This window comes from Clostridium puniceum, assembly GCF_002006345.1.
Classification (GTDB): Bacteria; Bacillota; Clostridia; order Clostridiales; family Clostridiaceae; genus Clostridium; species Clostridium puniceum.
This window is the reverse complement of sequence record NZ_LZZM01000213.1, coordinates 14,181-29,891: the sequence shown is the minus strand read 5'-3', so window position 1 is coordinate 29,891 and position 15,711 is coordinate 14,181. Positions and strand designations below refer to the sequence as shown.

Genomic DNA, 15,711 nt, shown 5'->3' with positions numbered 1-15,711 from the left:
TAATTTTTCTCCGCCAAGCTTTTCATTGATATCTTTAGTTGTTTCACAACCAATTGCTATGGACATAATAGTAACAATAAGTTTTTGATATACGGAATATCTTACTTTTTTCATTTTGAGCTTAAAGCTCTCAATCGGCTTAAATACATTGGCTTTTAAGCCAAATTGTAATACGGAAATTAGTCAAGTGGAAGTAGTTTCTTCTTTACAGTTATCATTAGTAAAGGTAAAATTATTCATGGGATAATACCTGCCTTTCTTAATTTTTTGTGTGTAAAGAAAATTATACTTCAAGGCTTGGGATTATCCTTTATTTAATTTTGGGAAACTATAATATGGAAAATACTATAGTTTCATTTGTACGAAACTTAGGTAATTAGTATAAAAAAACTATTTATCTAACAGATTTACGAAAAAATTAGCTATACGATGCATTTTTTCTTTGCTCGCTGAGGTTCTTAAAAGCACACGAATTCCAAGCAAAGTATTTTGGAAGATTTCTGCTAAAACTTCAGCATCATAATCACAAGAAAATTCACCTGTTTGCTGTCCTTTACGAACAAGCTCCGCAAGAAAATGCTCTGTTTGCATAAATGCCTCTTCAGTTTTTTCTTCTACCTCTTTATCTCTAAGAGCCATCTCAGTTGCTGAATTTACAATTAAGCACCCCCATTGTCTATCTTCATATCCTTCTATCATAAAATCAAAGATAAATTGTATAGCTTGTTTTGCCGTTTCTGCATGTAAAATTACAGCTTGTATTTTTTGTTCTATTAATTCTTCGTAACAATCTATTGTTTTTAAAAATAATGTATGCTTATCACCGAAGGTATCATATAAACTTCTACGATGTATTCCCATATGCTCTACTAGATCATTCAAAGATGTTTTTTCATAGCCTTGTTCCCAAAATAATTCCATTGCTTTCTGAAGAACTACATTTTCATCGAATTCTCTACTTCTTCCCATTAACTTCCCTCCCTGATAATATTGATAATAACATTTTGAGAACGATCGGTCAAGAATTATTTTCATATTCCCACCATTACTAAAAGAAAAAAATATTACTGAAAAATATAATTTCCAGTAATATTTTAATAATAAATTTGCTCTTAATCACAAAATTACCTTGAATCCCTTTATAAATAATCTATTATTTTATTTAACATATTAAGATAAATTGGGGGAAAATATTTTTCTTATTAGTTTATTTATTACATCTATTAACGGCCCTAATAAAACTGTTGCAATTATAGTTCCAATACCTATAGGTCCTTTCAAAGCAAATGCAATTATAATACATATTGTATCTATTGTTAATTTTGCTTTCATTATGCTTATACCTTTTTCTTCTGTAAGTGCCACCATCAAATCATCGGTTGGATTTGTAGGTAGCTTTGGAATAATATATAGTGCTATGCCTATTGCAATCAGACATATTCCAATAAAAAAAGCAATTATTTTCTCAAAAATTGTGTTAAAGCTTATGTTTTTAATAATTATTATCCACATATCAGTAGAAATTCCTACTATTATAGCTATTACAAATGTAGTTAATTTCAAGAATTTTCTTCGAAGTATTGATGCAATAACAACAACAATAAATGATGTTATCCATATAGCTATTGAGACATTTATATTTAATAATTTAGCTAATCCAAAATTTATTGAATCATATGCCCCTGCTCCAACTTCTGATTTAACTGTTAATGATACACCTAATGTCATTACTAATATTCCAATTAGAAACATTATATATCTTTTTATATTAAAATTCATATAATTTACCATCCAAAATTATTTTGCGCATATGAAAGAAAATGATATTTCATAATGTATGATATATTTTGCATCAGACAAGATTGAATATGCCTTAATACTATAATTATAACTTTCCACCAGATGTGGCAATACCTTCAATAAATTTCTTTTGAAATATTATAAAGAGTAATAACATTGGCCAAATTGCAAGTAATGATCCTGCCATAAGTTGAGGATAGTTAGTTGCAAACTGTCCTTGAAGTGATGCAAGTCCAGATGAAAGTGTCATCTTATCAATAGACATATTAACGATTAATGGCCACATAAGATCTTTAAATGAAAATAATGCTGTGAATATTCCTAATGCAACCAATCCTGAACGTGCTAAGGGTAACATAATTTTATAAAATGTTTGCCATATAGTACATCCATCTAATTTTGCTGCTTCCTCTAAATCTTTAGGTAATCCCATAAAGAATTGCCTTAATAAAAATGTTCCAAATGCACTAACTACACCAGGTATTATTAACGCAGATACTGTATTTAATAATCCTAATTTTTGCACAATTAAAAATTGTGGAATTATAAATAGTTGTCCTGGTATCATCATTTGAAATAATACTAATCCAAAGAATATATTCTTACCTGGAAATTTCAGTCTTGCACAGGCATAAGCAGCCATTGCACTAAACAGAACTGACCCTAACACTCTTCCAATTATCATTAAAATTGTATTTATATAAAATGATGTAAATGGAAGTATTTTCATTACCGCTGGATAATTGTTCCACATGATTTCATTTGGAAAAATTTTAGGTGGAATTTGTGTTGATTCTGCTACTGTTTTAATAGATGTTAGTACCATCCATAAAAATGGTACTATCATTATCATAGCTCCAACTATTAAAATTGTATGTGTTAATTTATTGCTTTTATTTATACTTGAATTTTTCATCTTTATACTTCCTCCCCTCTAATAATTTACCCATTTCTTTTGACACTTAACTTGTATTACTGTAATAATCATTATTATTGCTAATAATAGCATAACAATAGCTGAACCATAGCCTTTGTCATTTAATGTAAATGAATATTTATAGAATAAATATACTAGAGATTGAGTTTTTCCTAATGCAGGGTTTGTTGGGTCTATCATCATAAATATAACATCGAATACTTGAAATGCACTTATAACACTTGTTACAACTACAAAAAACATTGTTGGTGAAACTAACGGAATTGTTATGGTAAAAAATTGTCTAAGTGGACTTGCACCATCAATACTAGCTGCTTCATAATAATCTTTAGGTATTTCTTGTAACCCGGCTAATAATAGTATCATATTATAACCAATAGAACTCCAAATACCAACGATAGCTATAGATATTAATCCCATATTGGGATCCGTAAGCCATTTAGGACCACTTATGCCTATTATTGATAGTAAGTAATTTATTAGTCCATATTCAGAGTTAAATAACCATCTCCATACCATTGCTATAGCAGCTGGTGCTGCAACCATTGGTAAAAAATAAATTGTTCTATATGCTGATATCCCTTTTATTTTTTTATTTAATAATACTGCTACTATTAATGATAAAATTACTGTAGCAGGAACTACTATAACTGCATATTTAAGAGTATTGAGTACTGATTGTAATACTGCTGCATCTTGAAACAACCTTTTATAATTATTTAAACCAACCCAAGTACTTTTCCCAAAAGCTCCTGCCTTTTCAAAGCTTAAAATAAATGTCTGTATTGCAGGAATTATATTTAATACCATCAAACCTATGAACGTTGGAAATATCATTATATATCCCCACTTCCATTCATTTAATGTACTTTTACTAATCTTTTTTTTGATGTTTATTTTTTTATCCATTTGTATTTCTGCTATACTTCCACTCTTTGACATCAAATTATTCACATCCTTTATCTAGTTTGTGGTAGCACTTATAATAAGTACTACCACAAATTTTGAATTTATTTTTCAGTTGCAAGAATTTCATTAACTCTTTTCGCAACGTCATCACAGGCATCATTTACTGAAACTTTTCCTGTAAATGCTGGAATTAAGGCTTCTTTTTCAGCAGCATTCCATGCATTACTTTCTTTAGAATTTGGATTTATTTTAGCATAAGCTAACATATCAACAAACACTTTTGAATTAAATTTATTTGAAACTTTAACCCAAGCATCTGCAGTACCTTCATATGCAGGAATAGCAGCACCAGATTCTGCTTGGATCTTATTTGCTTCTTCTGAACCTAAAAATTCAACGAATTTCCATGCTTCTTCTTTATGAGAAGTATTTCCAGCAATAGAATTAGCAAGACCATTATATATAGTAGCTCTTTGTTTGCCTTGTGGCAAAACAGCTACATCACAATTTTTTGCTACATATTCATTAGTTGCAAATTCTGAAAACATCCATGATCCAAATAAACCCATAGCTGTTTTTCCAGATTCAAAGAATGATGTAAAACTATTTTCAGAAAATTGTGTATGAGTTGGAGATACTTTCTCCTTTAAGCTTAAATCAACATACCATTGCATTGTATCTTTTACTGCTTGTGTATCAAAACCTGATTTAGTTTTATCATCTGATAAGACTTGCCCACCATTTTGGAATATAAAATTATCAAATCCTTGTTGTAAATCTAATGGAGCACCAAAACCATAAATACCTTTTTCAGCATTAGTTAGTTTTTTTGCTGCTTTTAGTAAATCATCCCAAGTCCACGTTTCATTTGGATAAGCTATTCCTGCTTCGTCAAATAATGTTTTATTGTACCAAAGTCCTATTGTATCAAAATCCTTAGGCACACCATAACTTTTACCTTTATCTTCATAAATTTTAACTAGATCTTTTGGAAATTTGTCTAAACTAACTAGACTACTACCTTTAATTTTATCTGTTAAATCTAATAAAGCTGAATTTGAAGCATATTTATAAGCTTGATTTGAGTGCATCCAAAATACATCTGGTAAACTTCCACCACTAGCTCCGGCATCTAGCTTAGTCCAATATTGATCCCATGCTGTAACTTCAACATTTACTTTTATACCTGGATTTTTTACTTCAAACGCATCTGCTATTTTTCTCATACCTGGTTCTTGATTCTTATCCCAAATAGCATATGTTAAAGTAACATCTCCTTTTGAACTTCCAGTGCTAGAATTGCTTCCACCACATCCAGTTAGCATAGTTCCGACAGCCACAGTTGTTGCGATAACACTTATTAATTTTTTAATACTTCTCTTCATAAGATTGACCCCCTATTTTTAATTTACAATATTTTAATATACATTCTGAAAATTTATTTAATAATTGCTATGTATACATAATATTATATTGAATCACCTTTTTAAATGGTCTAATGTAATCGTTGTATGGTTAAATGTGTGTAAAAAGAAAACCTTTTCTTTGAATTTTTATTGTAAGATCTTTATAACAATAAAACTCTTTAATATAATATTTCTTAATATCATTATATTAAAGAGTTTTTGTTAAAATCTGATATTTTATTCTATCGCTTCATGGTTGCTCTTCGAACTTTTTATATATGTGAAATGTTCTTGATTGCACTTCGCGCTTTTTATATATGCAAAATGTTCTTGGTTGCGCTTCGCGCTTTTTATATATGTGTATATTTTCTTAGCACCCATTGTTTAGATGCATAATCACCTTTAAGTTCAGGTATGATCAATCCAATATTCATTAATTCATCTCCACCTAAAATCATATTTTCATCAACTATTTCATATTCAGCATCATCTTCTAGTCCCGTTAATTTCAATGGCTTATTCCATTTATTAGGTTCTGCATATTGTTTAACATAACTTACAACAATCTCACATTTATCCTTAGAAATATTCATCCAAGCAACTTCATTGCTTTCAAATGGACTTAATAATCTAAAAGTATCTCCAAATTGAATTGTCTCTCTTATTTCTTTGTATAACTTAACTTGATTCTTTATTGCATTTTTTTCTTCTTCAGTTAATTTTGTAATGTCAAACTCATAGCCAAAATTTCCTGCCATAGCAACTACCCCTCTTGTATTTATAGGCGTAATTCTAGCAACTTGATGATTTGGCACTGCTGATACATGACATCCCATTGACACACTTGGATAAACTAAAGAGGTTCCAAATTGAATCTTCAATCTTTCTATGGCATCTGTGTCGTCGCTAGTCCATGTTTGTGGCATATAATAAAGCATTCCAGGATCAAATCTTCCTCCACCACCAGAACAGCTTTCAAATAATACATCTTTAAATCTTGTTGTTATTTCCTCTAAAATTCTATATAAACCTAACATGTATCTATGTGCTGTTTCTCTTTGTCGTTTAGGTGGCAATCCAAGTGAACCTATTTCACTCATATTTCTATTCATATCCCATTTTACATATGAAACCGAAGCATTTTCTAAAACATTACTAACCGATTCTATTACATAATCACATACTTCTTTCCTTGATAAATCTAATATAAGCTGTTCTCTTGCCGTTGATCTATTTCTTCCTGGTATGTGTATACACCAATCTGGGTGTTTTCTATATAATTCACTATTCGGAGATATCATTTCTGGTTCAAACCAAAGCCCAAATTTTAATCCCATATCATTTATTTCTTTAGATAACTTGCCAAGTCCACCCTTTATTTTTTCTTCATTGACAAACCAATCTCCAAGTGATGTAGTGTCATCATCTCTCTTTCCAAACCATCCATCATCAAGAACAAATAGTTCTATACCTAACTTACTTGCTTCCTTTGCTATTTCCTTTATATTAGTTTCGTTGAAATCAAAGTAAGTAGCCTCCCAGTTATTTATAAGTATTGGTCTTGCCTTATCCCTATATTCTCCCCTACATAAACGCTTTCCATATAAATTGTTATAAATTTGTGACATACCCGTCAACCCATATTGAGAATATACAAGTACTGCCTCTGGTGTTTGAAATTCCTCTCCTTTTTCTAGTAACCATTTAAAATCAAATGGATTTATCCCAATTTGAGCTCTAGATTTACTATACATATCAACTTCAACACCAGCTAAAAAGTTTCCGCTATAAACTAAACTAAATCCATACACATCTCCATTTTGTTCATTTGATCCTTTTCTTGCTAATACCATAAAAGGATTTTGAGCATGACTACTCGCCCCTCTTCTACTTTCTATTGACTGCATACCAGGTCTAAGGCTTGTTCTAACAATATGTCTCTCTCTTGCCCATGAACCAGATAAATGTATAAAATCAAAATCTTCTTCTTCAAAATCAACATTAGAACTTAAAGCTCTTAATATATTTACATCATCTTCGCTTTCATTTATTATTTTAACGGATTTTGTTATCGTATCAAACTCTTGAAAAACATTATAGATCAATATTAATTTAACATTTTTTAGCTCATCTCTTAAATATATTTCTAGAGTCTCTGCTTCTTGATCATTTTCAACATATGTAGATGGTAAGCCATTAAGAGGAAGCTTTCCTTTATAAATCTGATACCCATCATATCTAAAATCAGTAGCTGTGCTACCATCTTGAAATTGAAGTTCAATTGCTGGTGATCGTAAATCAGTGCTTCCATACCCTGGATACTCTTGCGTAATTGATTCTAACTGAATAGTTCCTTTATTATCTGTATCTGTAAGAAAACTTGACAATAAATGCTTTCTTACAAGATAATCTAAATTATTGCTTCTTATTTTTTTTCCCCAATATAAATTGGATAAATGATTGCCTTTTAACACTTTCAGTATATAACTTGTTCTTTTAGTCTTAAGGTGAAATGTTTTTGTAACATTATCATAGATAATTGCCATATTAATCCCTCCATTTATTAGATATACTATAAAAAATTTAAGATAATTTATTCTGATAATACCTAGGCATATAATATTAACTACATAAACTACTTGAACAAATACTTTTTATATAAAAATTATAATTTTATATTGACCATGTATATGTATTCATTATAATCTGATATAATAACAAATTATATGGCATTATGTCTGTTACTCATGTAAAAATGTTATGTTGAAAATTTAATAAAATTATCGAATATAGTAAACAATGTTACTTATACTTATTAAAAAATTTAAACCTGCTTTTATAAGCTATACATGTATATACAATTAAAAGGAGTGTTAAGTTATGTCTATTACTATTAGAGGCAGTTATTTTACCCAAATTGAAATTGAAAAAAGGCAATCAGTAGATTTATTTCTGTGTTATTGTGGAACAGAAATTTGTACTTCTACTTCTTCATTTGGTCCAGCAGTAAGATCTCAATATTTAATTCATTATATAATTGATGGAGAAGGTTCATATACTGTAAACAATAAAACATACAAACTTAAAAAAAATCAAGGATTTTTAATTTGTCCTAATGTCTTAACCTATTATGAAGCTGATAAAGATAATCCTTGGACCTATATGTGGGTTGGTTTTAATGGAGTTAAAGCGCAAACCTATTTGAATTATGCTAATCTTAATGAAGAAAATCTTATATTTAAATATTCAAACGATGATTGTTTAAAGAATTATATTTCTGAAATGATAAAAATGCTTAAATTGAATGAAGTTGACTATTCTAATGAATTAAGAATTGAAGGCCTTCTATATTTCTTTATGTCAAAATTAGCTGAAGTTAGAAAGAATACATTTAGTCAAAAAAACTATAAAAGTACTGAATTGTACTTAGAAAAATCAATAGAATTTATAGAAAACAATTATTCAAATAATATAAAAATTAATGATATTGCAAACTATATAGGTATAAATAGAAGTTACCTTACTAATATTTTCAAGAAAAATATTAACATATCACCACAAGAATTTTTAGTTAATTGTAGAATAGATAAGTCTTGCACTTTGTTAAAGACTACAGATTTATCAATTAAAGCTATAGCCACATCTGTAGGTTATTCAGACCCTTTAACCTTTTCTAAAATATTTAAAAAAGTTACTGGAGATAACCCTAAAGGCTATAGATTAAAATTTCTTAATCATACTCTTGATTGATTATTATTCAAAACTCTATTTCACTATATACTGTTAGTTGAATTCTTTCATCATTTGTATATTAATTTAAAATATTAATACTATTTATAAGGAGTTATTGATATGGATGTCTACTAGAAATAAATTATACAGTATATATCATGCTGTCCTTATATCATAAACCTTTATATAAAATTCAAAGGAGTGTTTTACTATGGAAATTAAATATTTTGAAGATTCTAAATGTAAATACCTAGAACCTCAAAAAAAACAATCTGTTGATTTGTTTTTATGTTATTGCGGAACAGAGAATTGTGCCCCTAGTTATTCCTTTGGTCCGGCAGTGCGTCCTCAATATTTAATTCATTACATAATTGATGGAGAAGGTTCTTACACGGTTAACAATACCACATATAGACTTAAGAAAAATCAAGGATTTTTAATTTACCCTAATATATTAACGTATTATGAAGCTGATAAAGATAATCCTTGGAGTTATATGTGGATTGGATTTAATGGTGTTAAAGCCGAAACTTATTTAAATTATGCAAATCTTAATGAAGAAAATCTTATATTTGAATATTCAAAAGACGATACATTAAAAGAATATATTTCTGAAATGCTTAAATTAAAGGAAATGGACTATTCTAACGAATTAAAACTTGAGGGACTTTTATACTTCTTCATGTCAAAATTAGTTGAATCTAGAAAAAATGTTTCTAATCAAAAGGCTTACAAAAGTGCTGAATTATATTTGGAAAAATCTATAGAATTCATAGAAAATAATTACTCTAATAATATAAAAATTAATGATATTGCCAATTATATAGGAATAAACAGAAGTTATCTTACTCATATCTTTAAAAAAAATCTTAATATTTCACCTCAGGATTTTTTAGTGAATTATAAAATTGATAAATCATGTAGCCTTTTGCAGAATACAGACTTGTCAATTAAGGTTATAGCTAAATCTATAGGATACTCTGATCCCTTAACCTTTTCTAAAATATTCAAAAAAATCAAAACCTTAAGTCCTAAAAATTATAGAGAAAAATTTATTAGAGATTCATTTACAGATTAATTATAAGTAATTAAGTCACATAAAAAAAACAACAAGTCCAAAATGCCATGGATATTTTTCATCATGCAAGTAGATAGATTGTCCTCATAGTGACCATTAGGGCGAACTACCGATGAGCACAGAACCAAAATCTATGATTTGATGTGAATCTCTTACTCAGTGAGCGTAGCGAGTCGAGCTTCATTTATCATGGAAAATAGGTTGGCAGATAGACTTGTTATTTTTTAAGCAATGTTTAATTCAAAATAGAAGCTCTTTCAGAAAAATTAAATCTCAATCTAAACACTTAGTATAAACTTCTTATATTATTGTCACCCAATAAGGAATATTATTGTTATTTTGTTATTTTTATAAAACATGTATATGAAATATATTACATTTAACCATGTTATTAGTTGATAAATACATTTTTTAATTATTACGTATATTTTATAATTATTAGAGAAAACGTTTTTATAGACTTGCTCAAAATAGTAATATTAGGATTTATTATCTATTTAAAACTGTTAATTAACAATAATATTTAATTTAAATATAAAAGAATTTTATTAAATAATAAAATTCTTATACTAAGGAGAGAGATTTTATATGTACAATAAACTAAAACAAATTACTAAACATTATTCTATTAAAGATAAATTAAGAGAACTCATGAAAAATTATTCCATTCATAACAAATTAAAAGGAACTTTTTCCTCTATTTTAGGTCTTACTCTTTTTCTCATGATAATTGTAATATCTGTTATTTTCTTTATCTCTTCAAGGACAAATTCTTTATATATTGGCCCTTACAAAGTTTCTCAGACTATATCTGATATTAGAGTTAATCTGCAAACAATGAATATGAACATGTATAAATCTATTTCTGAAATTAATTTAGACAAAAGAAATGTATATTTAGAACAAGCTAATAAAGAATCTTTAAAGCTTACAGATAATTTAGAAATTCTAAAAGAAATATTTAAAGAAGATTCTTCATTACTAAATGAATTTTTATCAAGTGTGAAAAACACAGAAGATGAGAGAACTAAATTATGTGATTTGCTTAAATTAAATGTTAGTCCTTCAGTAATTGAAATAAGTCAAGATACTTATTCTCTTAAAATTGCAACCACTCAAAATTTTATAGTTAAGATTTTTGAAACATCTCAAAAAAGTGCTGAATTCTTTGTAGATAATTCAAATATATATAAAAATATATCTCTTCTATTCATTGTTTTTATTATGATAATTTTATTAGGAATCTCCATTTTATTAAGTAAGGTATTAGAAGATTCCTTGTTTGAAGGAATTAATCATATTAAAGATATAGCAAAAAACTTATCCTCTGGTCATCTTAAGATAGCTTCAACTTATGATTCGAAAGATGAAATGGGTGAGATGTCTAAGGATTTAACTACTTCTATAGAAATGCTAGTTTCCTATATTAATGATATAACTAATGTTTTAAAGAAATTAGGAAGCGGAAACTTAGATATAAATTTAACTAACTCAATAGAGTACATAGGAGATTTTACCCCTATACAAAAATCAATTAAAAATATTATTGATTCCTTAAATACTATATTTTTTAATATGCATAAATCAATTTCTTTAATTTCTAATGGTTCAGAACAATTATCTTTAACTACTCAAATGCTCTCTGAAGGCTCTGCAGACCAAGCTGGAGCTGTTGAAGAACTTTTTGCTAGTTTTACTGAAATACTAGAGCAAGTTAAGAAAAATACTGAAAATGCTGAAAAAGCTAATCAATTCTCTAATAATACTAAGCAAATTGTAGAAGATGGGAACAATAAAATGCAAGGATTAATGAGTTCTATGCAAGAAATAACCATATCATCAAAGCAAATTGCTGCAATTATAAGCACAATAGAAGACATTGCTTCACAAACAAATCTTTTAGCATTAAATGCTGCTATAGAAGCTGCTAGAGCTGGTGAAGCTGGAAAAGGCTTTGCAGTGGTTGCAGATGAAGTTAAACACCTTGCAGAACAATCTGCTGAAGCAGTAAAAAATACTACAAAAATTATAGAAAATTCTTTATCAGTAGTAATTAATGGGGAAAAGCTAGCTAAGGAAACTGCAGCTTCATTAAATACTATAGTTAGAAATGTAGATGATACCGCACAGCTAGTAAAAGAAATTACTCTAGCCTCTGAAAATCAAACTGAAGCTATAAGTCAAATGACTGCTGGAGTTGATCAAATTTCTCAAGTAGTTCAAACAAATTCAGCAACAGCACAAGAACTAGCAGCATCTACTGAAGAGTTAGTTTCTCAAACCCAACTTATAGAAATGGAAATGTCAAAGTATACATTAAAGAGCTGATAAAAGCTTATGATTCGCTTTTATCCCCCCTAAATTTTAGTTAGTATATAAACAAAGCAACAGATCAAAAATATTGGTCTGTTGCTTTTTATTTGCTTTATATAAGTCCTATTCAAAAAATAATAAGTCAACATGCATTCTTTGCATCATTGATTTATTATTTTTTACATATGTCTAATAATTTTATTTAACTATACTTCAATAGTAAAATCGTGAGTTTTTAAATCAGCCTTCAATACAGCTTTATGCTCACCACATATTCTAGTTATAGTGAATGCATTACCATTGACTTCAGTAATGCATTTTCCATCTAATCCAAAAGCCTTATTAGTATTACGTAATTTCATTAAATCTCTAATATCATTTACTATTTTTCTATTTTTAAAGTTTTTTCTTATTTCTTCTTTTGAATAGTAATGACGGTTAATATCTCTACCATTTTTACTTGATTCCATTAACGCAATATCATTTTCACCTGCAAGCATTCCTACATAATAAACTTGAGGTATACCAGGCGCAAAGAATTGAATTGCACGTGCTAATAAATAAGATTTATCATTATTTCCAAGTGCTGAATAATAGGTACAATTTACCTGGTATATATCTAAATTGTTATAAGCTGCTGTATTGTATATCTTTTTAACATTTGCACCTTTTGTAAACATAGCTTCTTTTGTTTCATCAATTTCTTCATCAGTCATTAAATCTTTTACGTCAACAATACCGATACCATCATGCGTATCTAGTGTAGTAAATTGCTTCATTGGGCTCATATCAAGCCATCTCTTTAAATTTTCACCTTTACCTGAATATAATGCATGTAAAACTAAAACTGGCAAGGCAAAATCATAAATCCAAAATCCTTTTTCAGCAATTTTATGTTGTATTGTATAATGCTCATGAATTTCTGGTAATATATCTACTCCATATTCATTAACTGCATCTTGAATTTCATAAAGCAAATCCCACATTTCTGGTTCAATAAAGAAACAGCTTGTTCCTGGTTTCTTTATTGCATAAGCAAATGCATCTAGACGAATTATTGCTGCTCCATTTTTACACATTGATATTAGAGTATCCTTTATAAATTGTCTTGCCACTTTAGAATCCATATTTAAATCAATTTGTTCTTCTGCAAAGGTACACCATACTTTTTCTGTGCTTCCATCTTTAAATTCAACTTCATAATATGGTGCTCTTGGCTTTCTCTTATAAATAACATCTACTTGCTCATCAGTTGGTTCTCCATTTTTCCAAAAATTCTTATATCTTATAAAAAAATCGTTATACTGTGATGCATCTTTCTTCTCTTGAAAATCTTTAAAAAATTCAGATTGCCTTGAAATATGGTTTACCATAAAATCATACATTAAATAATTATCCTTGCTTATTTCTTTTACATCTTCCATATTTCCAAATGCTTCATCTACTACATCATATCTCATAGGTGCAAATCCTCTATCTCCTGACGATGGAAAGAAAGGAAGAATATGAACTCCACCTATAGCACCAGCATAATGTTCATCTAAAACTTCCTTTAAATCGTTTAAATTTTTTCCTAGGCTATCTGCATAAGTTATAAGCATAATTTTATTTTTTATCTTATTCATAAATAATCTCCTTTTCATCTTTTTTTAATTTAAATTTATTTTTACTAATATTGTTACACTCTATATTCACTTAGATTATATACTTCTCGCCTTAATAAACACATATTATTATGTAGTAAAAACATGGCTAAATGTTAGTTTTTAAAACTATTTTAAATATTTTATATTCCATTGAAAATAATTCTTTAATTCTTGCCACGGTATTAATTCTCATATAATTTTTTGCATAAAAAAATGAATCATGTATCAAATACACAATTCATTTTTTCTCTATGTTATATTATACACATAAATAATATTTTTTAACTAAATTAACAACTTCTTTTGCTTGATCAGCTTGCTTCTTAGGAACCTTAAAGGAAATTGGAGCACTATAATAAGCACCACTTGAACCCATAACAGTATTTCCATCAACACCAATTTTTATATCTACATCTAGATCAAAATTGCCTGCTGTTTCAAAAGAAACACTTTTAATATTCTTTTTAGGAAAAAATTTAACTTCTACCTTTTTTCCTGTCATCCCTTGAACATCTACTTGATAAATTCCTAAAGTAGTTAAAACTATTGAATCTCTAAAAAATTGATAAGAAGTTATTACCTCTTCTCCATCAAAAATATAATCTTGTACATATTTAAGATCTGCACCAATAGTTGCCTTTCCCGTAAGTTTATCGTATAATCCCATTAATATTTCCCCCTTGTTGTAATATGGATATTTGAGTATTATTTTACTATATTATAATGAATAAGTACATTAAATTTTTTCTTAATTAGACATTATTAACTATTTATCATATATTTTCTTCAATTTTACTTAAAATTTTGTTTAAAGTTCTAAAATTCAATTACAAATAATGACTTTTATGTAATTATTAACTCTTTACTATTTTCATTTTGAAAATATCGTCTTATACTTATTTCAACTATTATAACTTAGAAGCTCTAAATACTTTTTTCCAATATATTCATCCTACTTTTCTCTACAGGATAATTTAATGGTCAAGTTCATCTTTTCTATATATTAGCATTTGCAATTTAGTTTAATTAATTCTTTTATCACAATCACTTAATAAACAAAAATCAATATATGAATAATTACTCATATTGTTTTCTATAATTTCTTTATTTAGATTAATCCAACTTTTGCATTTATCAAGAATAATTGCATCACTAGTTATAACATTATTTAAGGTTTCTAAAATTGCATCAACATTATTAATATTTTCAACTTGCACATCAAAACTAAACTCACACAATAGTTCTAATATTCGCTCCTTTAATCTTCCCGAATTAGATACTGGAGCATCTAAATAGAAGATGGCTTTTCTTACTTTATTTTTTTCTAATATTTCTCCAATCATCATAATTGCTAATTGAGTTTTATCTATTAGGCGATAAGTGCCTCTAAGTCCCGCTAAATCTCTAAAGGTGCCATCCATGCATTTTAAATAATGAATCAGATAAAGCAACTTCCAAGGTGATTATAGTATTAAATCCATCAATATTTACAATACTACCTTGTAAATTATCTTTAATTTCTTTATTTTTTCTAATTTCAACATTCTTGTCTGAAGAAATAGCTCTTACCAAAGCTTGCCTTTGCCTTTCAGAGAGTAGATAATGATTGCCTACAAATACTGATGCACCCTTTATGTTATATCCTTGATTTAAAAGATAATATAAATCATGTCCAGCCTTATGCAATTTTTCAATTGCTTCACTATTAAACTCTTTTTCATCGCTAGGCAAATAATCTCTTTTAACAACTTTACTCATAATTTATCCTCCTGTTCTTTATAATTATTACTTAAATTAAGTTTTCATTTTCGTTATAGATATATTCTGTTGTTTACAAATTCATATTTTCTTTCAATCGTAAATTCTTTAGGGATATTTTGAAGTGTTTTT

11 protein-coding genes and 1 pseudogene are annotated in these 15,711 nt (G+C 28.0%); 3 read left to right on the top strand and 9 right to left on the bottom strand.

Translation table 11 applies throughout. From position 1 onward, the window contains the following. Nucleotides 1-390: 390 nt before the first annotated feature. From CLPUN_RS22310 to CLPUN_RS22285, 6 genes are all read right to left on the bottom strand, one after another. Entirely contained in the window at nt 391-969 is a 579-nt protein-coding gene (locus tag CLPUN_RS22310) for a TetR/AcrR family transcriptional regulator (RefSeq protein WP_077849420.1), read from the bottom strand. 201 nt (nt 970-1,170) lie between these two features. Continuing rightward, the gene (locus CLPUN_RS22305; RefSeq protein ID WP_077849419.1) at nt 1,171-1,779 is read right to left on the bottom strand and encodes a YczE/YyaS/YitT family protein; all 609 of its coding nucleotides are present in this window, start codon (nt 1,777-1,779) and stop codon (nt 1,171-1,173) included. 106 nt (nt 1,780-1,885) lie between these two features. Next, entirely contained in the window at nt 1,886-2,716 is an 831-nt protein-coding gene (locus CLPUN_RS22300) for a carbohydrate ABC transporter permease (protein WP_077849418.1), read from the bottom strand. An 18-nt stretch (nt 2,717-2,734) separates the two neighbouring features. Continuing rightward, complete coding sequence (locus tag CLPUN_RS22295; RefSeq protein WP_423237322.1) at nt 2,735-3,646, bottom strand: carbohydrate ABC transporter permease; 912 nt, start codon at nt 3,644-3,646, stop codon at nt 2,735-2,737. 101 nt (nt 3,647-3,747) lie between these two features. Next, entirely contained in the window at nt 3,748-5,031 is a 1,284-nt protein-coding gene (locus CLPUN_RS22290; protein WP_077849416.1) for an ABC transporter substrate-binding protein, read from the bottom strand. A 371-nt stretch (nt 5,032-5,402) separates the two neighbouring features. Further along, entirely contained in the window at nt 5,403-7,598 is a 2,196-nt protein-coding gene (locus CLPUN_RS22285; protein ID WP_077849415.1) for an alpha-galactosidase, read from the bottom strand. A 334-nt stretch (nt 7,599-7,932) separates the two neighbouring features. Between CLPUN_RS22285 and CLPUN_RS22280 the strand changes: the two genes are divergently transcribed. The 3 genes from CLPUN_RS22280 to CLPUN_RS22270 all read left to right on the top strand — a co-directional run bounded on the left by CLPUN_RS22280 (nt 7,933) and on the right by CLPUN_RS22270 (nt 12,190). Then, nucleotides 7,933-8,802: an AraC family transcriptional regulator gene (locus CLPUN_RS22280; RefSeq protein WP_077849414.1), complete on the top strand. Its 870-nt coding sequence runs from the start codon at nt 7,933-7,935 to the stop codon at nt 8,800-8,802. A 193-nt stretch (nt 8,803-8,995) separates the two neighbouring features. Beyond that, nucleotides 8,996-9,862 (top strand): AraC family transcriptional regulator, encoded by an 867-nt coding sequence (locus tag CLPUN_RS22275; RefSeq protein WP_077849413.1) that lies wholly within the window; start codon nt 8,996-8,998, stop codon nt 9,860-9,862. 588 nt (nt 9,863-10,450) lie between these two features. Continuing rightward, nucleotides 10,451-12,190: a methyl-accepting chemotaxis protein gene (locus tag CLPUN_RS22270; protein ID WP_242954231.1), complete on the top strand. Its 1,740-nt coding sequence runs from the start codon at nt 10,451-10,453 to the stop codon at nt 12,188-12,190. Nucleotides 12,191-12,381: 191 nt separating this feature from the next. On the opposite strand, the gene gtfA is transcribed toward CLPUN_RS22270, so the two are convergent. From gtfA to CLPUN_RS22255, 3 genes and pseudogenes are all read right to left on the bottom strand, one after another. Next, nucleotides 12,382-13,800, bottom strand: a complete 1,419-nt coding sequence (gene gtfA / locus CLPUN_RS22265) for a sucrose phosphorylase (RefSeq protein ID WP_077849412.1) — start codon at nt 13,798-13,800, stop codon at nt 12,382-12,384. A 280-nt stretch (nt 13,801-14,080) separates the two neighbouring features. Continuing rightward, nucleotides 14,081-14,488 (bottom strand): PH domain-containing protein, encoded by a 408-nt coding sequence (locus tag CLPUN_RS22260; RefSeq protein WP_077849411.1) that lies wholly within the window; start codon nt 14,486-14,488, stop codon nt 14,081-14,083. Between the two features lie 355 nt (nt 14,489-14,843). Further along, nucleotides 14,844-15,579 (bottom strand): annotated as a pseudogene (locus tag CLPUN_RS22255) (DUF434 domain-containing protein). Nucleotides 15,580-15,711 lie beyond the last annotated feature (132 nt).

Excerpts from the sequence above, each read along its gene's own strand:
- CLPUN_RS22280 (WP_077849414.1), top strand. The coding sequence starts at position 7,933 with ATGTCTATTACTATTAGAGGCAGTTATTTTACCCAAATTGAAATTGAA.
- CLPUN_RS22285 (WP_077849415.1), bottom strand. The coding sequence starts at position 7,598 with ATGGCAATTATCTATGATAATGTTACAAAAACATTTCACCTTAAGACT.
- CLPUN_RS22300 (WP_077849418.1), bottom strand. The coding sequence starts at position 2,716 with ATGAAAAATTCAAGTATAAATAAAAGCAATAAATTAACACATACAATT.
- CLPUN_RS22260 (WP_077849411.1), bottom strand. The coding sequence starts at position 14,488 with ATGGGATTATACGATAAACTTACGGGAAAGGCAACTATTGGTGCAGAT.
- CLPUN_RS22305 (WP_077849419.1), bottom strand. The coding sequence starts at position 1,779 with ATGAATTTTAATATAAAAAGATATATAATGTTTCTAATTGGAATATTA.
- CLPUN_RS22290 (WP_077849416.1), bottom strand. The coding sequence starts at position 5,031 with ATGAAGAGAAGTATTAAAAAATTAATAAGTGTTATCGCAACAACTGTG.
- gtfA (WP_077849412.1), bottom strand. The coding sequence starts at position 13,800 with ATGAATAAGATAAAAAATAAAATTATGCTTATAACTTATGCAGATAGC.
- CLPUN_RS22275 (WP_077849413.1), top strand. The coding sequence starts at position 8,996 with ATGGAAATTAAATATTTTGAAGATTCTAAATGTAAATACCTAGAACCT.
- CLPUN_RS22270 (WP_242954231.1), top strand. The coding sequence starts at position 10,451 with ATGTACAATAAACTAAAACAAATTACTAAACATTATTCTATTAAAGAT.
- CLPUN_RS22295 (WP_423237322.1), bottom strand. The coding sequence starts at position 3,646 with ATGGATAAAAAAATAAACATCAAAAAAAAGATTAGTAAAAGTACATTA.
- CLPUN_RS22310 (WP_077849420.1), bottom strand. The coding sequence starts at position 969 with ATGGGAAGAAGTAGAGAATTCGATGAAAATGTAGTTCTTCAGAAAGCA.